The sequence below is a fragment of the Luteibacter sp. 9133 genome, from assembly GCF_000800155.1.
In the GTDB taxonomy this organism is placed as follows: domain Bacteria; phylum Pseudomonadota; class Gammaproteobacteria; order Xanthomonadales; family Rhodanobacteraceae; genus Luteibacter; species Luteibacter mycovicinus.
Window position 1 is genome coordinate 1,932,588 of the sequence record NZ_JUHO01000001.1, and the last position, 22,211, is coordinate 1,954,798.

Below are 22,211 nucleotides of genomic sequence, written 5' to 3' on the forward strand. Positions count from 1 at the left end.
GATCATTTATAGGCTTTGAAAAGCGCGGGGCCTATACAACCAGCGTGCTAGCCGGGTGGGGCATTTGGCCGATAAGCCAATGAAGAAAACCCGCCGTATGGGCGGGTTGTCCTGGTCTTTTCGATCACCTTTTGAATTTGAAGAAGTCGAGGTGGATCGAGTCCTTGCAGACAATTTCTATCCACTTGACCTTCTTTCCGGCAACGACGTCATTTCTCACTTCGGCGTACTGGCCGTTGCCGCTCCCCGCGTTGAGTGTCTTTTTTCCGCCGATCATGTTGCCCGATGCATCCTGAAACGAGATGTACACCGGATCGTCCATCGAACTGACCGCGAAGCGCACTTCCGTCCATTCCTCGAACAAGTTGAAGAGGACGGTTTTTAAGATAAGCTCGTTGTTTGTCGGGTGTCCGATCCAGAGGATGTCGCCCTTGTAGTAGTCGTCGAGGCCAGCGCCAGAGTAGGGCTTGACGCCGATGAACTGCTCTTTCTCGACATGGTGGTTCCTGTCGAACATGACGTGGAACACTTTGTCGAACTCAAGTTTGTCTTTCGTCTCGGACGATACGCTTCGCGTTTGCTCGCCGTCGAAATCGAACGTCGCATCCCACTGATCGCCTCCTGGCGTGACGAACACGCTGAGCGGCGCAGACACAGGCAAAGTGGTACCGCCGCGCGTGACGGTGTACGTGCTCACCACGGTCCTGCCGCGCTCCGCCGCGATCATGGCGGCGGTGATCTTAAACGGATCCAGGGCCGGCGAGGCCGTCTTTGTCGGCAAGGCGTGGGTACCGAATGACGCTGCGACGCTGTCACCGCTCAGCAAGGGCGCGGTGGGCGGGACCTCCAGGTCTGCGGACGTTCTGTTGCCGTCGAGCCGCGACGCGATGGCCTGCGGAATGATCGGCGCCGGGAAGGCCGGTGGCGCGACCGTGGCACGAACCGTGTAGGCGAGCGAGGTGAATTTTCGTGCCGTCGCCTGCGCGCCGCCATCGAAGGCGACTTCCAGTGTGAGGACGAGCGGTGTCTGGTCGGAGAGGGTGTTCAGCCACAGGCGCGGCAGCGGCTCCGAGAACGCGCTCCCGCCGGTGACCGGTTTGGCCGTGGCAATGACTTGCGAACTGTTTGCCGTCGACGCCGTAAGCCAGTACAGCTGCCCAGTGGCCATCAATGGCCATTTGGGTACGTCGATCGTCGCGTCGCCGACGAACTGGTTGAGATCGAGGACGCTGGTACCTAGCGCTTGCCGGATGACAGGCTTGCCGACGCGCGGGTCGTTCGGCTGGAAGTCGATCACGTTGAAGTTTGCGATCGGCGAGGACTTCGCTGCGCCGCCGGCCTTGGGCGTGACGCTGTATTGCACAGTGATCGCATGGGCCAGGTTCTTCGCCACGACCGCCGGCCCGATGTCGATCTTCATGCCTGACGGGTTGCCGGTTTGCGCGGCGGTGGTCTCCTGCCCACCTGGACCCGCCACAGTCACGATCACATCGTCGCTCGCGCGGATATCGGAGGACGCCGGAATGGAGGCGGTGATTCCGTTGGGCGCCGCGGGCGGATCGATCTGATTAGCGACCGCTTCGACGATGCCGGGAAGGGGAAGGTTCGGCACCGCAGGGGGCAGGATGCCGAATGGATAGGGAAGCGACGTCGCGGAGTAGTTGGGCCCGGTTACCGTATAGGTCGCCGTGGCGGGCGAGCCGGCGTTCGGCGCGATGAACGCCGTTCCCGTCAGCGTGAATTCAGGGGGTTTCGACGGATCGCTCATGGCTTTGGAATCTGTGAACGGCACAGGCGCGGCGATATTGGCGGTAACCCGGTCGCCCCTTGTCTGCGGCGGAATGACCAGGTGGGCGACGCCAAGTTCGGCGGGAATCGTGTAGTTGATCGCCTCATCCACCTTAGGAGCGGGTAGCTCGCTGCCGATGACACGCAGATCCCTGCGTTTCGACTGAACCGGCGTGTCCCCGGGATTGGTCCGCTTGTACGCGACACTGGCCTTGCCGCCGCCGGCCGTGCCGCCTAGCGCTGCGACTTCGGCATTCGGGATGATGAATTCAGGTACCTGGTAGTCGTAGGTGAGCAACTGGGGTGGCGGCGAATAAGGGCGGGGCGTGGTCCCGTCTTCCGCCACGCCCGTCCATGTCACGGTGATGCTCGCGCCCTTCAGGCCGCCGTTGTTGACAGGCTGGACGGTAACGTCACCGGTACCCAGCTTGCCCAGGTCGATAACCGTCTGATCGATGTCGGCTTCCTCCACGCGAGGCGCGGGCAGCGCACCCGGATCGGGCAGGGGCACCTGCACCTGCTTATGCGGCGCCCACTTCGAACTGTTGGTCACGCGGTCTAGGATGCGGTACGTGACGGTCGCCGGACCCTCGCTGACCTGCCTGATCTCGTCCTCGGGTATATCTATTTCGACCGACGGCGCCGTCGCGTCCGCTGACGACACCGTGATCTCATGCTGGAAGCCATGCCACGAAGCCGTGACCCTGTCGCCTGCTTCGATGTTGAGGTACCTGGCCACGACGACGCGCACGTTGCTCAGGTCCGCCCCGAGCGGCCAGGGGAGGACTTCCGGCGGTTTCAGTCCCTCATTGATGGTTTCGGTGCTCGGGTCGGGGTCGAGGCCGCCCGGGACGCTCAGTTTGACTTCGACCGAAAGGGAAGGCGAGTAAACCACCGTGCCCGATGCGCCCACATTTTCGTGCACTACATCGTAGATGCCTGCGCCGATGGCATGGATGGCCGAAGCACGAACGGTGACCGGAATGGCCTTGCCGTTGTCCTCGGCGTTGATGAGTCGGCTCCCGACGACCGGTCCCGTCGTGCCGCCCCAGCGGATACGGGCGATGTCTCCATCGGCGAAGCCATCCCACGGGCCGACGATCACGCCAATGCTTCCCGCGGCGTTAGGGCCCACCAGGTCGTACCCGAGACCGCCGTTGGCGTCGACCTCGTGAATGAGCGGGGGCGGGAGCGCCGCATCTGGCACGATTGTGTCTGCGGCGGCGCCACCGTCGGCGAGTGGCGGTGAATCCGGGCGTTCGTGTTCGGTTTGCATGGAACCTCCTTGATCCACCGTCGCTCGTAACGCATCAGTTTCCCGTGCGTACATCCATCAGCACGTTGTCCTGAACGGCCTCTACCTTGCCGGCCTGGTTTTCGATCGTATAGTCGAAATAACCGTGACCGAAATTGACGGGCAGAAGAACGCCCGGGACCAGCAGGATGTCGACGAAAGCACGCTTCTCCGTGATCGGTTTTGCCGGTGGCTTGGGAAGCGAACTGTCGTCCCTTTCGACGAGATCGTTCTTTGTGATGATGTGCGATCCGCTGTCGCTTGTCGGCTGTCCCGGCGGTTCGAAGTCCGGCGTTCCCACGAATTTCCACGTGATGGTATCGCCTTCGCCGACATTGGTCTGGTCCAGGCGAATGCGCACGAGTGTCCCGTTTCGGGCGTCGTCGATGTTGATGCCATAGGCCCGCCTGCCCGCTGCCTTCACGAAGGTGGCGGCATAGAGCGTGCCTCCTCCGGGCAGTTCGCCGGCGGTCTTGATGGTGATGGCCCGCGACGGGGAGAACGCCGGGATATCCTCGCCGCTCTCCAGTTTACGGGTCGCACCGTAATAAAACTGGTGCGCGCCGGAATGGCTCTGGAGGTCGGCACTCTGAACCGTAATCTCGAGATCGGCAGCCTTGGTGACGTCGTCGCCGGTAACCTTGTATGCGGCACCCACGGCGCCGCCTTCTTTGGCATCGATGTAGAGCTGAATGACATCGTCTTCCTTGAACGCTGCAACCGGCGTAGCGGAAAGGTCGAGCCAGGGCACGATGCCGGTAGCGTCCTTCTCGGCATCGTCCGCCGGAAGATCGTTGTCCGCGCCGCTCTCACCCCGGAGGGTAGGCCGTTGCAGATTCTCGTTCGGATTGGCAGGCAGACCTGGATCCGGGTTCGGCAGCGGGTCAGGATTGGGGTCGGGATTGCCGGGCAATGAAAGATCGAAGTCAACCGGTTTGATCTCGGACGGACTCGACAGACCGCTTCGCATGACCTGATAACGGACATCGGCCGTGAAAATCGGTGCGGGCGGGCTGCCGTCGTTGGTGGACGGAAACAGCAGCGTGTAAGGGAAACCCAGCTCGAGTAGCGGATCGTTGTCGATGTCTGAAGCCTTCAGCGGGCTGGTGACGACGCTTTGGTCGCCGACACTGACGATGAAGTAATCGCCTTCCTTAGGCGTTGGCGTGTACCTGGGAATCTGAATCACCATGGCGGGTCGAGCGTCAAGATCGGTGATCAGCTTGTCTTCTTCGGGGTCGAAGCGGGGGATCAGCGGTGCCGGAATGGTCTCAGGAGCGTCCCTGATCAGCATGTTGACCGGGGTTCCCGGAGCCGGCCCGTGTTGATTGCCGACGTCGTCCGTCGCGGCATAGTAAAAATCGACAATACCGGCCCCATCGACCTTCTCGAGTACCGTGCGGTCGTAGGTGACCTTCGTGCCACCGCTTTTACTCGTGGTGACGACGGTTCCGGCGTCAATCTGAATGCCGTCACTACGAAGCTTCATGAAGAGGTTGATGGTGTCGCCTTTCTCCTGGAATTCGTAGCTGGGGATCGTACCTTCGAGCACACCACCGAGCTGACCGAGCAACTTGGCGAGGGTCAGGCCGTTATTGTCGATGTCCTCATCGAAATCGATCGCCGGCGGCAGATCGCCGCCCGGTGGCTGCTTGTCGAAGATGGGCGAAACGAACTTGTAGTAGTACTTGATGCCGAGCAGGGTTTCGATCTGCATGCGAAGGGGAACCGTTTGCACGGTTCCCTCAGCGATGGCAGCCATAAAAGCCACCGGCACATGCAACTCGATCGTCTGGGGGTACGGTGGACTCGAAGGAAGTTCGAACGAATCAAGCTCCGTCTCGCCGTACATCAGACTGTAAAGGTCGTTTGGCTTCGAGTTGGTCCAGGTCTCGCAGGTGACCAGAAGAGGAGACAGCATCTTTGTGCGCGGAATCTTATCGTTGGGTAACGCGTCGGGCACCAGAGTGGGCAGGCCGATGTTTTCGTCCTGGGGCGAAGCGGCGGCGATACCAGCCACGGCATTATTGCCGATGGAAGGCTGGGCGGTAGTGTCGAGCATAAGCTGTGCGCGACGCGGAGGGTTTGCGGTGGGCTTTCCTTGCATGTTGTATCACTCCTGTGATTCGAATAATGGCGCGGCTTCGATGCTACTCGCCCGTATAGTGCTGCTTCGATAGTCCGGACGTCGTAGGCGCGGTGTGCCGGAAATCGGCATGTTCGAGCTTAAATTGGGAGGATCGACGCGCTTCACGTCACATGGACGTGTACAGCGATAAGGATGCGACTCTTGCCGGATCACGCGCCGGAACCGCGCCCGGTCATCGCAACGAGATCGGAAAGGCTGGGAGGGCCGCACCACACCGCATCCACTTTTAGGACCACGCCCAATAGCGAGGTCGGCCGCGAGTGGCTGTAATGCCCTCTCTCGTGGCGTCGACCTGTGTCCGCCGCGTCCGTCGCCAGGACCTCATGTCCGGCGACTCCTTGTCTTGGTTCCGAAGCAGGAAAACGCCATGCATTGCACTTTGTCCCGAGTTGCGCGCCGCGCGACGCTTTCGGCCGCGATCGTCGCGGCACTTTCGACGTCTTCCTATGCGATCGCGCGCGATGTCGGCGCGGGTCAGACCGTCGTGCTCGATAACGAGAACGCCTCGCCGGAGGTCTTCAATGTGCGGGCGTCCGGTACGTTGCGTGTGCTGAATGGGTCGACCGCCGGCGCCGTGCATACGACGTTCGGTACGCTCGTCATCGACCGCTCGACGATCACGTCCGCGTCGGGCGTCGGCGTGGATGGATACAACGGATCGAACCTGACGATCACCGATTCCACGATTTCCCCGGGAACGACGGGTCGCTTCCAGCGAGGCCTCCTGCTGTCGGAAAGCAACCTGCCCGAAGGCAAGGGCATGGCGGCACACGTGTCCGTCGCACGCAGCGTCATCAACGGAAATGACTACGCCGCCAGTATCGCGGGCAACGGCGTCATTGACGCTTCGGCCACCCGGTTCATCGGTCAGGGTGCCGGTTCCGCCGGTATCGCGATGTACAACGGCAGCCTGACACTGACTGACGGCAGTCTGGTGCAGGGGCAAGGTCAGGGCTTGCAGGTGACGACAACGCGCGCTGTCTACGCGCCCTCCGTCGGCAGCACCCTCATCGTGGACGGCTCCACGGTACGTGGCCTGGGCGGCAGCGCCATCCAGGTGTTCAGTCAGGATGACACGCCAGTCGATCCGACGATCATTCTGCGTAACGGCGCATCGCTCGAAGGTGCGAACGGCGTCGCGCTGGGCATGAACGACGGGACGCACGCGACCATCCAGCTGGACGATAGTCGAATCGCCGGTGACTTCCAGCTGGCGGGCAGTGCCTCCGCGGACGTTTCGCTGACCAATGCGGCGACGCTTACCGGTAGCGTGACGGGCGACGCGACGATGACGCTGGCAGCGGGCACCGCATGGGCCTCGACGGGAAACTCGACGATCGCTTCGCTCGCCCTGAACGGCGGCAGCGCATCCTTTACGCCGGTCAGCGGCGCGGCCTATCGAAGCACGACCGTGCGTGGCGACTTCTCGGGGAGCGGCGGCACCATCGGGCTCAACGTCCTCCTGAATGAGGGCGGGGCTTCGTCCCATCAGCAGACGGACCGGCTGTTGATCCTGGGTAACGTGACCACGACGGGCGTGACCGATATCGTTGTGACGCCGGGCGGCGCCGGTGCCGCTACCGACACCAACGGCAACGGGGTGATCGAAGCTGACGAGGGCATTTCACTGGTGCAGGTGGGCGGCGCTTCGCGGGCCGATGCGTTCAGGCTTCGCGGGGGCTATGTCGCCGTCGGTCCATACCAGTACACCCTGCACGCGTTCGGCCCAGGGCAGGCCGATCCGGCGCAGAATCAGCTGGGTGGTGCACCATTGAACTGGGACTACCGTCTCGCCAACCAGGTGGTGTGCGAAGGAGGCTGTACACCGGTGGATCCGGGTGGTCCGGGCCCTGGTGATGGTGGCGACCCGGGCAATCCCGAGGATCCCGGTGTTCCGGGTGACGGCGGCGACCCCGGTATCCCCGAAACCCCGCGTGAGCGATTCGCCGTGGCTCCGCAGCTGCCTTCTTATCTCTCCGCCCCGGCCGCGCTGCTCACCTATGGCGACATGATGAACGACGGTCTGCACCAGCGGCTAGGTGACATCCGCCAGGGCGCATCGGACAACCCGGTCGGCGGCGAAGTATTCGCGCGCTACCTCGGTGGCCAGCTGCGCTACAGCTCGAACCTGTCGTTTCAGCGTTACGGCTACGACTTCGATCAGCAGATCAATGCGCTGCAGCTCGGCGGCAGCCTGATCGCGCTGGATGGCGACAACGGTTCGCTGCGTGCGGGCTGGGCCGCCGACAAGGGGACCACGCGCGTTACCCCCAACGCGGTCGATGGCAACAGCAGCGCGAAATACCATGCCAATGGTGTATCCGGCTGGATCACCTGGCAGCACGGCAACGGCTTCTGGGTAGACGGCGTCATCGGCGCCACGCGGTACCGTGGCGATGTCGGCACGGATCTGCGCGGCTCCGATGTCGGCAATCTCCGCGCGCACGGCTGGACCACGTCGATCGAGGCGGGTCTGCCGATCGCGATCGGTGGCGACTGGACGGTGGAGCCGCGGTTCCAGCTGAAGCACCAACAGCTGAACTTCCGGGACTTCAGCGACACCGATGGACTCGAGATCCGGCTGGGCACGGCGAAGCAGACCAGCGCCACGCTTGGCGGTCGTGTTACCCGGACGGCGCAGCCGCGATTCATGCCCTATGCCAGCCTGGACCTGACACATACGAGCAATGGCGATCCGGGCGTGGACGTCTCCAGCGAAGCCTTCCATACCGGCGACCGCTTCGGCTCGGGTCGTGTGGGTAATGCGTATCGTGTTGCCGCGGGTGCGGTCAGCCAGCTCGGTGAACATGTGCAAATTTACGGCGAAGGCACCTATCAGCACTTCGTCGGCAGCTACGGCATGCGCGGCTGGGCCGGCAACGTCGGTGTCCGCGTGTCATTCTGACGCGCGGCCACAAAAGACCACGGCATGTCGCGTTGACGACATGCCGTGGAGGTCGTGCAGTTCCCCAGTTCGATACCGCTAAACCGCTGGCGAGTCTTGCAACATTCCTCGCATTCCTCGTGACACTCCGCGCTGTGCATCCGTGCACCGGGGCGACATGCATGTCGCTTGCGTGGACGTGCTCCCTGCACGGTCCCTGTCATCTGGCTCGTCGCGGTTCAGTGGTATCGAGGAATTAGGCTATCGTGTTGTTTCGCATATAAAAATAGGTCTTTGGTTGTAGGGGTGAACGTCCGGTTCCGGACACCCCGGAGCGCTTCTTGCCGCCTTTGCGGACAGGCGTGACCCGGGTCGCGAGCAGGGTCGAAAGCTTACATTCGACTTGCCGTTTTTCACTGTCCGGATCCGGACAGTGAAATGCCGTCACTGGATGGCGATCAGCCACAACGCCGCGCCCTGAACCGGTGCCACGGTCCAGTGCACGCGGTAGGTGCCCGCGGTCTCCACCTGTCGCCATGCCACCGCTCCCTGCACACCGCTCTCGTCGGGCAACGTGACGAAGGCATCGATCAGCCGGAAGCCGTCGCCCGGACTCACGGTCATGTGCTTGACGCCACCGTCGCCCCACCAGAACGCCAGCAAGGTGGCGGGTCCGTTCACCGTCACGGTGTCGCTGGCTACCTGCAAGGCGCCATTGGCGTAGGAACGTGCGACGGCAGCCACGCGTGTGCCGTGACGTACTTCGACGAAGGGCAGGGAGAGTTCGCCGCGGGGTTCGCCGCGTTTGTCGATCGAAACCGAATGCGCCGCGCCGCCTTTGCCGTCGGTGACGACATAGCCCTGCACCGTGAACCGGTCACCGTAGTTCGCGTACGTCTGCGCCCCGCCCAGGGGCTTCCAACGGTTCCCGTAGGTATCGCGCGGCGTGGCATCGTTGCTGGCATACCCCGCGTTGAAAGCGATGAACACGCTGCCACTGACCTGCGTGTCGACCGGCGCCGTGGTCGCGGGGGTAACCCCGAGACCTTCGCCCTGGCCGAGGAAAACGTGCGCGCCTAAGGCGGGCGGCGGCATGTCGGCGGCGGTGACGGCGCCGCTGCTCAGGACGAGCAGCAGCGTGGCGGGGAGGGCGGCGCTGTGGGGCAGGCGCATGCGTATTCTCCATAAGTTGTACTTGTCACGCCGTGGTTGCTGCGCCACGCTCTTGGCTGCGGAGCGAGGGGAGCTCGACGGTGGCGGACGAAACCGATTTTCTGGACCTCTACACCCGGCTCCGGCTGGAGCCTGGGTGCTCGCTGGCCGAGTTCAAGCAAGCCTACCGGCGCCATGTCGCACAGTGGCATCCGGACCGCCGTGCCGACGGTCATGCCGACGCGCTGGCGGCACGTCGCCTGCAAAGGCTTACCAGGCAATATGGCGCGGCCATGGAATTCCACCGGCGACATGGCCGTCTGCCGGGGGGCGCACCGCTGCCAGGCGTAGCCGTCGCGACACCGGAACCCGCTGCCGCGATCGAGGACGGTACGCCGGCCACTACGGTGATCGCCGATACGGAGTCGTTGCCACGGCGACCGCTGGGCACCTGGTGGTGGCTCGCGATCGGCGCGATCGGCGTCGCGGTGCTCGCCTGGTCGCTGATGCCCGCTGCCAGCGAATCCGACGCAGAAGACAACGCGGAAGCGGCCATCGTTCGAACGACCGGCGTACCGGCGGCGAACTCCGCCTTCGCGGTCAGCGGACCGTTGTCGCTGGGGATGAGCGAAGACGAGGTCATCGCACTCGAGGGCGAACCCACGCAACGCGCGGACGGTCGGTGGGAATACGGACCCTCCTGGGTCCGCTTCGACAACCACGCGGTCAGTGACTGGTACAGCTCGCCACTTCGCGGTCTGCACAGCGAGAGCCCGCGCCCGCGTCACTAACGCGCACCACGGCCGAACAGCACCACCTCCACCGTCTCGATCAGGATCACCATGTCGAGGAAGAGGTTGTGGTTCTTCACGTAGAACAGGTCGTATTTCAGCTTCTCGGCAGCGTCTTCTTCGGAAGCCCCGTACGGATAGCTGAGCTGCGCCCAGCCCGCCAGGCCCGGTTTGATACTGTGCCGCAAGCTGTAATAACGAATCTTGGTTTCCAGGTCCGACACGAACTGCGGGCGCTCGGGTCGCGGGCCCACGATGCTCATGTCGCCACGGATCACGTTCCACAGCTGCGGCAGCTCGTCGAAACGAAGCTTGCGGCAGATGCGGCCCACGCGCGTCACGCGATCGTCGTTGCTCTTCGCCCAGCGTGCCACGCCGTCCAACTCGGCATCGGTGCGCATGCTGCGGAACTTGTACAGCCAGAACGAGCGCCCGTGTTCGCCGACGCGCTCCTGGCGGTACAGAATGGGCTGTCCGCGACCGGATTCGATCCGGATGGCGGCGACCACCGCCAGCATGACCGGCCAGCAGAGCAGGGCGATCGTCAGCGATGCACCGATGTCGAAGGCGCGTTTCACGAAGAGCGCGAAAGGCGACGCGTTGAAGCCGCCTGAAAACACCAGCCATGACGGATCGAGCATGGTCAGCTGCACGCGACCGGCTTCGCGCTCGACGAACGTGGTGAGGTCGGTGATCTGCACGCCGAGCTGGCGGCAGGCCAGCAGGTCGTCCATGGGCAGGCTCCCACGCCGGTCGTCCACGCCGACGACGATTTCGTCGAGCTTCACACGGCGCGCATAGCCTGCCAGTGACTCACGCGTGTCGAGCAGCAGTTCGGCGGGCACCAGTATGTTCTCGTTGGGCCCTTGCACATATCCGAGCAGGCAGAAGCCTCGACGGTCCGAGCGGCGGCGCATGCGATTATGGATCTGCGCCGCGCGTTGTCCGGCGCCCAGCACGATCACGCGCCGTTTCAGGGCTTCCAGCTCGACCAGACGCATGAAAAGCGCACGGAAAGCGGCCGTGGCGATAAAGCCGATCGCCAGCGCCATGCCGAGCACGCCGCGTCCCACGTACGCCTGCGGTACCACGTAATAACCGACCACGAGCACCAGGCCGCCCAGTGCGAAGGCGATGGCATGTCTCGCCAGCTGACCTCGCCAGCTCATGCGCAACGTTGACCGGTATTCGCCGAGTGCCGCCATGCCGAGGAAGATGACCAGCGCGAACATCACCGCGCGTGCGGTAAGCATCTGCATCGATGCTTCGAGGTCGTCCGGCGACGGTGCGAAGCGAATGTACGTGGCGACGTTGAGCGACGCGGCAAGCAGGAGCAGCTCGCATCCACCCATCAGGGTGAGCCAGCGTACGATCGGCTGTCGAAGCAAACGAATCATCGTGTTCCCCTTGCACGCCGCGTGTCGACGTGCCGATGACGGAAGGCTAGGCATGTGCGCCGGGAGTGTCGATTGCACTTCCGGTCGTGACGCGGCTAGGCCGTATGGCCGTGTGTAACGTCATCGTTACAGCGTGTGCAGACGAATGTCCCGGATCGCCGGCGGAGCGGCGAAGGCCGCGACCCAGCGATCGCAGCCCTCGAGGTTGCGCGTGATGCATGGCGGGTAGTGCGCCGCCTCCGGGGGCGGGAGCAGAAGATGCGTCGCGGGCGCCGGTGTCGTGGCGGGATCGGTAAGCAGTCCGACACCGAAGGCTTTCAGCAGCGCTTCTTTCCGCGTCCATAGTTCCATCTGTGCCCAACGCCTCGCGACATCGTCGAGAACCGACAGCTGTGCTATTTCCGCTCGGGTACAGAACACCGGCATCAGCGTGTCCATATCCACGCGCGGAGGGTACGTCTCGATGTCGACGCCGATCGTCGCCGCCGGCGAGACCGCCAGCGCCACCACATCGCCGCTATGGCTGAGGCTGGTCGACAAGGCGGTTCCGGGAAGGCGGGGCTGCCCATCGGCGGTGCGTGCCAGCGGCACGTCCGATGGCGCCAGGCGCAGGCACTCGCCGAGCACGATACGCCACACGGCATGCGCAAGAACGTAGACATCGCGGTCGCGGGGGTAGTGGAAGCGAAGTGCCCGTGCCCGTTCGGTCCGGTCGAGCAGGGCGTTGGCATCGCACACGTCGTCGCGGAGAGCGAGGGCGTCGAACACGAGGACACGGGCCTGATCGGCGCGCGGCGCATCGAAGCCCGTGTCGGCAAGGCGGGCGACGACCCGACCGGAGAAGGTGTCCCTTCGGGACGCGTGGGCCAGTGCGGTCATCCGGCTATCCGAGTCCGCCCGTTTCGCAGGCTTGCAGCAAGGTCCGCAACTGACCGGCAAGGCGCAGACTCAGCGCGATCAGCGTAAAGGTCGGAAACGCCCAGCCGCCGGTGGGGAAGACCGAGCTCCCCGCGACATGGAGATTGCCGACGCCGAAGACCTTGCCGTTCGGGTCGACGACACCCTGAGCCGGATCGTTCGCCATGCGTGTGGTACCCATGTGGTGCGCCGTGCCATGTACATCCGGTGGCAGGGCGGGATCGATCGCCCACGCGGCCGGTTCGAACCGGCCGTCGCAGGCATGGGCCAGCCGGTCGCCGGTCAGCACGGTGAGCGTGCGATAGGTGTGTCGGTCCAGATCGGTCAGTCGCCAGTCCACGCTCACCCGTCGCAACCCCAGCGCGTCGCGGCTCGTATCCAGGGTGATCCGGCTGTCGCGGTTGGGCGCCTGCTCGAAGAAGCCGACCAGGGCGACGCGGTCGCTATGGACGGTGGGGCGGTCGTTCGCCTTCTGGGCGGCCGCCCGGACGATGTCGCCGATATGCAGGCCGAGGCGCATCGTGCTCAGCGCCAGGTTCCGCGGTGAGACGGCGACCGCGCCACCGGGCCCGTTCTGCAGCGCGGCGTTGAGCCGGGCCTGGAGCAGCGAGCCTTCGTCGCGTACGGGACCACGTAAGGCGGCGCGAAGATCGCGCAGGGCGCGAATACCGCGCGGTACCTCGCCTTCCACCGCGAAGGGATGCACGCGGCCGTTCAGGGTTTCGTGACGTTTCTGGGCCGCCATCGACAAGCCGATCTCGGGAGACACGGGTGCCCGTGCCTTGCCGATGGTGCGCTCGTAGGGCCGCGTGAGCCGGTCGGGCGTGTCGGACCGGATGCTGCCGAGCGTGCCGCTGGGATGATCCATGAAATATCGTCCGACCAGATCGCGGTCGTTGCCCAGGCCGCGGGTCGCCACGCTGTCCGACAGCAGCAGGATGCGCGCATTCTCGATGCCACCGGCGGCGAGGACGTAACGCCGCGCGCGGATACGGCCACGGCGGCCGTCGAGCGAGCCGATGCGCACTTCGGTCACGTGGCTCGCCGTGTCGTTGGAACGCAGCTCCATCACGTTGGCGTGCAGCAGAACGGTGATGTTGGCCGCCTGGCCGAGCGGCTCGCGGTAGGCTTCCCCGAACAGGATCGGACTCCGCGCGAAGATGTAGTTGGTCATCACGTCCGGATCGAGGTCGAGCGGCTTGCGTGCCACCGGACCCTCGAACGACCCCTGGCCGAAACGGTACGACGCGTCGATGTGACAGAAGGCTCGCGCCTTCTCGTACCAGGGTGTCAGCTCGGCGTAGCGCAGCGGCCACCCACTCCCGGGCACCCAGTCGCGCGGGGCCATGTCGTCGTCGCCGAGCGGTATGCAGCCGCCGCCCCAAAGGGTGCAGCTGCCGCCGAACACGCGCATGCGCGAGGTGCCGGCATCGAAAGGCATGTCGCCGGTCGAGCGGCCGTTGTAGAGGTCCTGGCTGCGATTCTCACCCGTCAGGCCGCCGCCCTCGACGAGGCAGACGGTGATCGACGACCCGATGAAGGACTGCGCGATGGCGATACCGGCCGGTCCCGCGCCAATGACGCACAGGTCCGCCTGCAGATCGGCAGGTGCCGACGGGTCGAGGTAATCGATGAGCACGGCGCATCTCCCAGAAATGTCGCGTCGCGTTGGAAAGTCTTCGTCGCCGCGCTAGGCCCGGTAATACGCGCGGTACCAGTCGACGAAATGTCTGACGCCGGAGCGGACATCCACCCGCGGCGCGTACCCCGTGGCCTGCACCAGCGCCGAGACATTGGCTTCGGTGTCGGGTACGTCGCCGGCCTGCAAGGGCAACATCTCCATGCGTGCCTTTCGGTCGAGACACTCTTCCAGCGTGTGGATGTACTGCAGCAGCTCCACCGGCTTCTCGTTGCCGATGTTGTAGATGCGGTAGGGCGCGACGCCGCTGCTGCCCGGGTCGGGGCGATCGCCCGACCACTGTTCGTTCCTGCCGGGCAGCTGATCGAGCGTGCGCAGGATCCCCTCGACGATGTCGTCCACGTAGGTGAAGCTGCGCTTGTGGTGCCCGTGATTGAACACCCGGATCGGCTCGCCCGCCAGGATGGCCTTGGTGAACAGGAACAGCGCCATGTCGGGTCGGCCCCAGGGGCCGTACACCGTGAAGAAGCGCAGGCCGGTGCAGGGCAGGCCATAGAGATGCGCGTAGCTGTGCGCCATCTGCTCATTGGCTTTCTTCGACGCGGCATACAGGGTCAGCGGGTGCTCGGTCGGCTGATGCTCGGAAAATGGCATCCGCGTGTCGGCGCCATAGACCGAACTGGTCGACGCGAACACGAGATGTTCCACGTCGTGATGGCGGCAGCCCTCCAGTACATGCAGAAAGCCGGTGACATTGCTGGACATGTACACGTGCGGATTGGTGGCGGCGTAACGTACGCCTGCCTGTGCCGCAAGGTTGACGACGCGTTGCGGGCGGTAGGTGGCGAAGACTTCTTCCACCGCCTCGCGGTCGGCGAGATCGGCGTGGATATGGGTGTAGCCCGGGTCGTCCGCGAAGCGTCGCAGACGTGCCTTCTTCAGCCCTACGTCGTAGTAGTCCGACAGGTTGTCCAGCCCTATCACCTCGTCGCCCCGCGCGAGCAGCCGCAGGGCGAGGTGGGAGCCGATGAAGCCCGCGGTGCCGGTGACGAGGACTCTCATGGATGCCGTCTCGCGGTCACAGGCGCCCGTCCACCGCTTCCCGCGGCAGTACGTACTTGACGTCGTAAACGACGGAGGCCGGCTTGCCGAACGCGCGGATGCCTTCCGCGCCCCATGCGATGAATTCCTTATGGCCCACCGCGACCAGGACGGCGTCGTAGCTGCCCGCCTCAGGTACGTCGACCGGGGTGATTCCGTATTCGTGCCGTGCTTCGCTGGCCCGCACCCAGGGGTCGTGTACGTCGACGTGCACGCCGTAGCCATCGAGGGCGCCTACGATATCGACCACGCGTGTGTTGCGCAGGTCGGGGCAGTTTTCCTTGAAGGCGAGGCCCAGGATCAGCACGCGCGCCTGCACGGGGTTGATGCCCTTGCGAACCATCAGACGGACCAGCTCGCTGGCGATATACGGACCCATGCCGTCGTTGGTGCGGCGACCTGCCAGAATCACGTCGGGGTGGTGGCCGACCTGCTGCGCCTTGTGGGTCAGGTAATAAGGATCGACGCTGATGCAGTGCCCGCCGACCAGGCCGGGGCGAAACGGCAGGAAGTTCCACTTGGTGCCGGCCGCTTCGAGGACTTCGAGCGTGTCGATACCCAGTTTGTTGAACAGGATGGCCAGGTCGTTGACCAGGGCGATATTCAGATCGCGCTGGGTGTTTTCGATGACCTTGGCGGCTTCGGCGACTTTGAGCGAACTCGCGCGGTGCGTGCCGGCGGTGATGACCGAACGGTATAGCGCGTCGACGGTATCGGCGGTTTCCGGCGTCGAACCCGACGTGACTTTGAGAATGCTGGTCACTCGGTGTGTCTTGTCACCCGGGTTGATACGTTCCGGGCTGTATCCGACGAAGAAGTCCTTGTTGAAGACGAGGCCCGACACGGCGGCGAGAATGGGAACGCAGATCTCCTCCGTGCAGCCGGGATACACCGTGGACTCGTAGACAACGATGTCGCCGCGCTTGAGAACTTTGCCCAATGTTTCGCTGGCACGGCGCAGTGGTGCGAGGTCCGGGCGACGCGCGTCGTCGATCGGCGTCGGGACGGTCACGATGTAGATGTCGCAATCGGCCAGTTCATCCAGGGCGTCCGAGAAGCGCAGGCGCTTCGAGGCCGCCAGTTCGCCCGCGTCGACTTCCAGCGTGACGTCGCAACCGGCGCGCAGTTCATCGATGCGGCGGGAATGTATGTCGAAACCGAGGGTTGCGTATTGCTTGCCGAATTCGACTGCCAGGGGGAGACCGACGTAGCCGAGGCCGACCACGCCGATGCGGGCGGTAGCCAGCGCGCGTGGTGGCGCGGTCTCGGCGTCGGAATAGGGACGAGCTTCGGCCGACGCCTCGTGTACGGCGCTACCGGCCTGTCTGCGGCTAACGATGTCCATACGCGTCCTTCCCCTGATGGCCCGGAAACCCCGTGAAACGAGGCCAGAGAAGGTTAGCAACGCGCCTTCGCCTTGCCTGTATGGCTTACGTGGGTGGACGAATGGCCGATGGCACCATGCCTGAACGTAGGGCTAGCGCGACATCGATTGACGTGTGAAGCAAGCGTTTACAAGGCTCGGTCGCCGCGATATCTTGCCGTCGGTCCCACTACGTATCGGTGGGCGTATGACTACAAGCATCTCCCCATCTGGTCCACTCATGTCCGCGCGAAGCTATCTGGGCTCGGTGCGCGTGGCCTTACTGGACGACCATGCGCTCGTCCTCAAAGGGCTGGTCGCGCAACTGGAGACGTCCCCCTCCATCGTGATTCTCGGCAGCTTTTCGAGCAGCCGGCCTTTCCGTGCCTTGCTGGCCGAGACGCCCGCGGACGTCGTGCTGCTCGATTATTCGCTGGCTTTCGACGACCTCGATGGTGTCGCGTTGATCCGGCTGCTGCGCAAGGCGTACCCGCGCATGAAGATTCTCATCGTCTCGGCGCATGACGAAGGCCTGATCGTGCGCAACCTGCTTCAGGCCGGCGCGGATGGCTTCGTGGCGAAAAGCCAGGATCCCTCGGAGATCATCCATGCGATCGACGTGGTGATGACCGGCGGCGTCTACCGGCCGCCGCAGCGTGTCGGCATACCGGGCGAGGGCGCCGCGGGCAGCAAGACTGGGAAGCAGCTGTCGCTGCGCGAGTGGGAAGTGGTCCGCTGCCTGCTCGACGGACTGGGCGTGACGCAGATCGCGGTGAAGTTCGGCCGTAGCATGAAGACCATCAGCGCACAGAAGTCGGCGGCGTACCAGAAACTCGGCGTCCGCTCGGACAGTGAGTTTCACAGCCTGAAGGAACACATCCGCGCGCTGGCGAACCAGCCGCCGTGATGCGCCGTTTCGCATGGATGCTGGTTGGCTGCATGGTCGCAGCGGTCGCGGTCGCCCAGGACGTGCCGGACGAGGAGACGCGCGCGCGCTGGGTGAAAGCGCACCCCGTGCTGCGTATCGCCCTGGATCCTCAGCAGGGCGCCGAGATCGGTGCCGGCAAAGCGAACCCCCTAGTGACGGAGTACCTCGCGCTTGCGGCGCGTAAGGCGGGCATGCGCTTCGAGCCGGTACGCACGCGTTCCTGGGCGGAGTCGGTCGCCGCATTCAGGGCGCATCGGGTCGATGTGCTTCCGTCCACCGCCGATCGGATGCTCACCGCCGATCTGGGCAGCTCGGCGCTGCTGTCGTCGCCTTTCTATGTTGGCCGTACGCTGATCGTGACGCGGACGGTCGGACCCGCCGAAATGGACCTCTGGCATCTGCAGGGGCGCACGGTGGCCTTCAAGGGCGGAGGCCAGTACGAGGCGTGGCTCGAGCGCGAGCACCCCTCCATCACCCGGCTTCCCCTGGCCGATATCCATCAGGTGCTCGCCGCCGTCGAGAGCGGCGTGGCCGACGCGGCGATCGGTGTGGACGTAGCCTACTACCCGATCGTGCGCCGCGATTACGCCATGAGCCTTCGCGTGGCGGGGACGGTGCCGGACATGGCGGTGTCGGTCCGCGTCGCCGTCCAGCGCGACGAGCCCGAGCTGCTCGCCATTCTGGAGCAGAGCATGCGCGGGCTGTCCTCGGCGGACAACATGGCGGTGATCGAGCGGTGGCTCGAGACGGCGTATCTGCGCCAGCCTACCGTGTCGCAGGTACTCTCGGCGTTTCGCGGCGAGCTGGGTCTGGGTGTCGCACTGATAGCCGCGCTGGTCTTCGCGCTATGGCAGATGCGCCGTGCGCAGCTGGCGTCCCGTCGCGGCGAGCAGCAGAAGACCATGCTGCTGGCGGTGATGAGTCATGAAGTGCGCAACGCGGTCAACGCGGTCACGTCGTCGATCGACCTCATGGCACGCGAACCTCAGGATGGTCCCCAGCGTGACCTCATGGCGATCGCACAGGTCAGCAGCCGGAACCTGCAGAACCTTCTGAAGAGTGCCCTCGATTACACGCGCTCGGAAGTTGAGGGTTTCACCCCTGACCCGGTGCCCTGCGACGTGCAGGCGATCGCGCGTGACGCGATCGAGGCACAGCGTCTGGCGATCGAGGCCAAGGGCCTCGCGGTGCGTCTGGATCTGCCGATGGGGCCCTTGCCGTGGCTGCTGGTCGACGAAGTGCGGGTCAGGCAGCTTCTGGAAAACCTGTTCGCCAACGCGGTGAAGTTCACCGAGCGCGGCCACGTGGGAATCGCTCTCTGGCAGGGTGCCGGTGAAAACGAAGACGGGGTGCGTCGCCTGCTGATCGAGGTGTTCGACACGGGTATCGGTGTCCCCGCGAACCGGCAGCGTCAGCTGTTCAAGCCGTTCGCCCAGGCGCGTGGGCGTCTCGACGTCCGTCTTGGCGGCAGTGGCCTCGGCCTGGCGATCTGCAGGGATATCGCGACCAACCTGGGTGGCACCCTCGAATTCAACAGCGAGGCGGGCGTGGGTACGGCCGTCCGCGTCACCTTGCCGACGAGTCTGGTGCCCCGCACGACCTCGTCACCACCGTCGCCAGCCGCCGACACGTCGATGTGCGGCGAACCGGGCGGCATCGTGCTGCTGGTCGAGGATCACCCGGCCAACCGGCAGATCATCGTTGCCCAGCTCAAGTTCCTCGGTTACGCCACCGAAGCCGTGGATCATGGCCAGGCGGCTATCGACCGTTTCGTGCCCGGGCGCTTCGTGGGCGTTCTCCTGGACTGTGAGTTGCCCGACATGCAGGGTTACGACATCGCTTCCGAATTGCGCGCGCGCGAGGCCGAGGCTCGCGTCACTCCCACCCGATTTATCGCCATTTCGGCCAACCAGGGCAGCGATCATGTGCGCCGCTGCGCGGAGAGCGGCATCGACATCGTGCTGGGAAAGCCGCTTTCGCTGGATGCGCTGAAGTCGGCGCTGGCCGGTCCCGTCTCGCCCATGGCGGAGCAGGCGGTTTCCCCCACGCCCGCCATGCAGGCCGCCTTTCGTGAGGAGACCCGGCACGATCTTGCGCTGACCTGCGATGCGCTCGAGCGGGGCGACTTCGCGCGAGCACTGCATCACGTCCATCGCGTGAAAGGGGCCGCGCTGGTCTGCGGCATGGTGGCGATCGCGGACATCGCCGAGCGGCTGGAAGAATCGCTGGGGGCGGGTGGGGGCCTTGCCGATGCCGAGCCCTTCATGGAAGCCATCGCGCGGCATCTCGACGGTGACTGAGCCGCCACCACGCCCTTTAAACGTCTCATCGCGTACCAATGTGTGTCTGTGACTTTCCTCGTCCCACTCATGGAGTCATACGATGACAACCCCCAACGCAGCAGCAAGCGGCACGTTCAGCATCGGCGGTGATCTCGAGGTCAATCGCCTCGGTTTCGGCGCCATGCGTATCACCGGCAAGGGCATCTGGGGCGACCCGGCCGATCCCGCCAAGGCGCGGGCCACGCTGGCGAAGCTTCCCGAACTCGGGGTCAACCTCATCGACACGGCGGACAGCTACGGCCCCTACGTCAGCGAGGATCTGATTCGCGAGGTTCTGCACCCGTACAAAGGCCTCGTTATCGCGACCAAGGGCGGCCTTACGCGTCACGGTCCCAACGTCTGGCCCCCGCTGGGCCGACCGGAATATCTGCGCCAGTGCGTTCTGATGAGCCTGCGCCGTCTCGGCGTCGAACGCATCGACCTCTGGCAGCTGCATCGCATCGACGCGAAAGTGCCGCGCGATGAGCAGTTCGGCGTGATCAGGGACATGCAGAACGAAGGGCTGATCCGCCACGTCGGCCTGTCCGAGGTCAACGTCGAGGAAATCGAAGCCGCCTCGAAATTCTTCAAGGTCGCGACGGTGCAGAACCTCTACAACCTCGGTAACCGCCAGAGCGAAGCGGTGCTCGACTACGCGGAGAAAAACGGCATCGGTTTCATTCCGTGGTACCCGCTGGCGGCGGGTGAGCTGGCGAAAGAGGGCTCGCTGCTGTCGAAGATCGCGAAGAAGCTCGGCGCGACGGACGGCCAGGTGGCTATCGCGTGGCTGTTGAAGCGTTCAAAGGTGATGTTGCCGATCCCGGGTACCGGCGATCCGGGCCACCTCGAGGAGAACGTCAAGGGTGCGAGCATCGAGCTGTCGCAGGAAGACTTCGAGGCGCTCGAGCACGCGGTGAAGTGACGTGCTTCGGGTGAGCTGAGGGACCCGGCCACCGCCAGCAGGACTGGCTTCCACCCAGGCCGCCCGGCCCAGGTGGAAGTCGGCTCCGCCAGCGGAGCCCGCTGGCCTCAGTGCAACTTCACCGGCGGCAGCGTCGTGTTCCGCAGCCAGTCCGCCAGCCACAGTGCCGTCGCACGGGGCCAGCCGTGCAGCGTCGCGCGATGCCTCTGCTGCAGTGACACGTACACCAGCTTCGCCAGCCAGCCGCGCATCGGGATCACCGACTTATGGCGGCCCGACGGCAATTCGCCGGTCGCCTGGCGTACGCCCAGGGAGACGAGCGTTCCCTTCGAATGGAAGACGAACGCTGCGGGTGTTTCGCCTCGCGATACCTTGATCAGCGCGTCCGACAGATATGTCGCCTGCTGATGCGCCGCCTGTGCCGTCGGCGGCACGCTGCGTCCGTCGGGTGTGGCGGTGAACGCGCAGTCGCCAAGAGCGTAGATACCCTCGACGCCCTTCGCCGCGAGGTGCTCATCGACGACGATGCGCCGGTCGCGCGACAGCTCGAAATGGCCGAGGCCCTTGACCATGTCATGCCCGGTGACACCCGCGGCCCAGACCTTGATGTCGCAGGGAATGACGCTGCCGTCGGACAGGTGGAAAGCGTCCGACTCGACGGCGTTGACGCCGACGCCAAGGCGCAGGTTGACCTTCATGCGCTCCAGGATCTGCTGCGCGGAAGCCGACGTGTCCGGATCCACGGCGGGCAGCACGCGTGGCGCCATATCCATCAGGGTGACGTCGAGTTTCGCGGCGGAATCCAGGCCGCCATAGCGATGCATGTCGTTGAAGGCGTGGTGCAGCTCGGCGGCGAGCTCGACACCGGTGGCGCCCGCGCCGACGATGCCGACGCGGATGCGCTTGTCCGGGTCGCCCGCGCTGCGCAGCGCGAGGGCCAGGATCTTGCGGCGTAACGCGATGGCCTGGGCCGGGCTGTCCAGCATGTCGCAGTTCTCGAGCACGCCGGGCGTGCCGAAGTCGTTCACGCGGCTGCCGAACGCCAGCACCAGGGTGTCGTAGGTCAGGCTCCGCGGTGGCAGGATCAGCTCGTCCGTGTTGGGCAGGTGCACCGCTTCGAGGTCGATCGTTTTTTCCGCGGCGTTCAGGCCCAGCAGGGCCCCCGGTTCGAAGCGATAACCATGCGCCTGCGCGTGCGCAAGAAAAGGCACCGCTTCTTCGCCGTCGCCCAGCAGGCCGGCGGCAAGCTCGTGCAATCGCGGCTTCCAGAAATGGCTGGAATCGCGGTCGACGAGCGCGACATCGAAGGCCTGGCTCTTGCCCAGCCGGGTGGCCAGTTCGATGCCGGCGGCACCGCCGCCGACGATCACGACGCGATGTGCGCCGGGCCGCTTGGTTGAGTTCATTGCGAAGTCTCCGTATCAGTCTGAAACGAGCATACCCAGCGTATCGTTCGCGGCTTGCGAAGACCCACCGTGTCGTGTAAACAAAGCGCATGTTCCCGCGCATCCTTCTCCGACGACGAATCGCCCAGCTCGCACTGAGCTGAGCCGACGGCGCGCCT

At 64.8% G+C, this 22,211-nt stretch carries 14 protein-coding genes; 5 read left to right on the plus strand and 9 right to left on the minus strand.

The features are described 5' to 3' along the window. Positions 1-124 precede the first annotated feature (124 nt). Both FA87_RS08420 and FA87_RS08425 read right to left on the minus strand, forming a co-directional pair. Positions 125-3,064: a hypothetical protein gene (locus FA87_RS08420; protein WP_043693801.1), complete on the minus strand. Its 2,940-nt coding sequence runs from the start codon at positions 3,062-3,064 to the stop codon at positions 125-127. 34 nt (positions 3,065-3,098) lie between these two features. Continuing rightward, entirely contained in the window at positions 3,099-5,189 is a 2,091-nt protein-coding gene (locus FA87_RS08425) for a hypothetical protein (RefSeq protein WP_043693805.1), read from the minus strand. A gap of 409 nt (positions 5,190-5,598) precedes the next feature. Here FA87_RS08425 and FA87_RS08430 point away from each other — a divergent pair, with 409 nt between their 5' ends. Next, positions 5,599-8,136 (plus strand): autotransporter outer membrane beta-barrel domain-containing protein, encoded by a 2,538-nt coding sequence (locus tag FA87_RS08430; protein ID WP_043693808.1) that lies wholly within the window; start codon positions 5,599-5,601, stop codon positions 8,134-8,136. A 423-nt stretch (positions 8,137-8,559) separates the two neighbouring features. Here FA87_RS08430 and FA87_RS08435 read toward each other — a convergent pair whose 3' ends face one another. After that, positions 8,560-9,288: a hypothetical protein gene (locus tag FA87_RS08435; RefSeq protein WP_043693811.1), complete on the minus strand. Its 729-nt coding sequence runs from the start codon at positions 9,286-9,288 to the stop codon at positions 8,560-8,562. A gap of 80 nt (positions 9,289-9,368) precedes the next feature. On the opposite strand from FA87_RS08435, the gene FA87_RS08440 reads away from it, so the two are divergent. Beyond that, positions 9,369-10,058 (plus strand): J domain-containing protein, encoded by a 690-nt coding sequence (locus FA87_RS08440; protein ID WP_043693814.1) that lies wholly within the window; start codon positions 9,369-9,371, stop codon positions 10,056-10,058. Here FA87_RS08440 and FA87_RS08445 read toward each other — a convergent pair. From FA87_RS08445 to tviB, 5 genes are all read right to left on the minus strand, one after another. Continuing rightward, on the minus strand, positions 10,055-11,455 hold the full coding sequence (locus tag FA87_RS08445; protein ID WP_043693817.1) for a TIGR03013 family XrtA/PEP-CTERM system glycosyltransferase: 1,401 nt from the start codon (positions 11,453-11,455) through the stop codon (positions 10,055-10,057). The genes FA87_RS08440 and FA87_RS08445 overlap by 4 nt on opposite strands. A 126-nt stretch (positions 11,456-11,581) precedes the next feature. Beyond that, positions 11,582-12,334 carry a 4'-phosphopantetheinyl transferase superfamily protein gene (locus tag FA87_RS19845; RefSeq protein WP_052191222.1) on the minus strand — a complete coding sequence of 251 codons (753 nt, stop codon included), beginning with the start codon at positions 12,332-12,334 and terminating at the stop codon, positions 11,582-11,584. A gap of 4 nt (positions 12,335-12,338) precedes the next feature. Further along, positions 12,339-14,012 (minus strand): GMC oxidoreductase, encoded by a 1,674-nt coding sequence (locus FA87_RS08455; RefSeq protein WP_043693820.1) that lies wholly within the window; start codon positions 14,010-14,012, stop codon positions 12,339-12,341. A gap of 51 nt (positions 14,013-14,063) precedes the next feature. Continuing rightward, complete coding sequence (locus tag FA87_RS08460) at positions 14,064-15,074, minus strand: NAD-dependent epimerase (protein ID WP_043693823.1); 1,011 nt, start codon at positions 15,072-15,074, stop codon at positions 14,064-14,066. A gap of 16 nt (positions 15,075-15,090) precedes the next feature. After that, positions 15,091-16,359 (minus strand): Vi polysaccharide biosynthesis UDP-N-acetylglucosamine C-6 dehydrogenase TviB, encoded by a 1,269-nt coding sequence (gene tviB, locus FA87_RS08465; protein WP_036117702.1) that lies wholly within the window; start codon positions 16,357-16,359, stop codon positions 15,091-15,093. Between the two features lie 358 nt (positions 16,360-16,717). On the opposite strand from tviB, the gene FA87_RS08470 reads away from it, so the two are divergent. The 3 genes from FA87_RS08470 to FA87_RS08480 all read left to right on the plus strand — a co-directional run bounded on the left by FA87_RS08470 (position 16,718) and on the right by FA87_RS08480 (position 20,647). Then, complete coding sequence (locus FA87_RS08470) at positions 16,718-17,383, plus strand: response regulator transcription factor (RefSeq protein ID WP_036113486.1); 666 nt, start codon at positions 16,718-16,720, stop codon at positions 17,381-17,383. Continuing rightward, on the plus strand, positions 17,383-19,704 hold the full coding sequence (locus tag FA87_RS08475) for an ATP-binding protein (protein WP_043693826.1): 2,322 nt from the start codon (positions 17,383-17,385) through the stop codon (positions 19,702-19,704). Before FA87_RS08470 ends, FA87_RS08475 begins: the two co-directional genes overlap by 1 nt. A gap of 82 nt (positions 19,705-19,786) precedes the next feature. After that, positions 19,787-20,647, plus strand: a complete 861-nt coding sequence (locus FA87_RS08480; protein ID WP_043693829.1) for an aldo/keto reductase — start codon at positions 19,787-19,789, stop codon at positions 20,645-20,647. A gap of 107 nt (positions 20,648-20,754) precedes the next feature. On the opposite strand, the gene FA87_RS08485 is transcribed toward FA87_RS08480, so the two are convergent. Further along, on the minus strand, positions 20,755-22,053 hold the full coding sequence (locus tag FA87_RS08485) for an NAD(P)/FAD-dependent oxidoreductase (RefSeq protein ID WP_043693832.1): 1,299 nt from the start codon (positions 22,051-22,053) through the stop codon (positions 20,755-20,757). Positions 22,054-22,211: the final 158 nt, after the last annotated feature.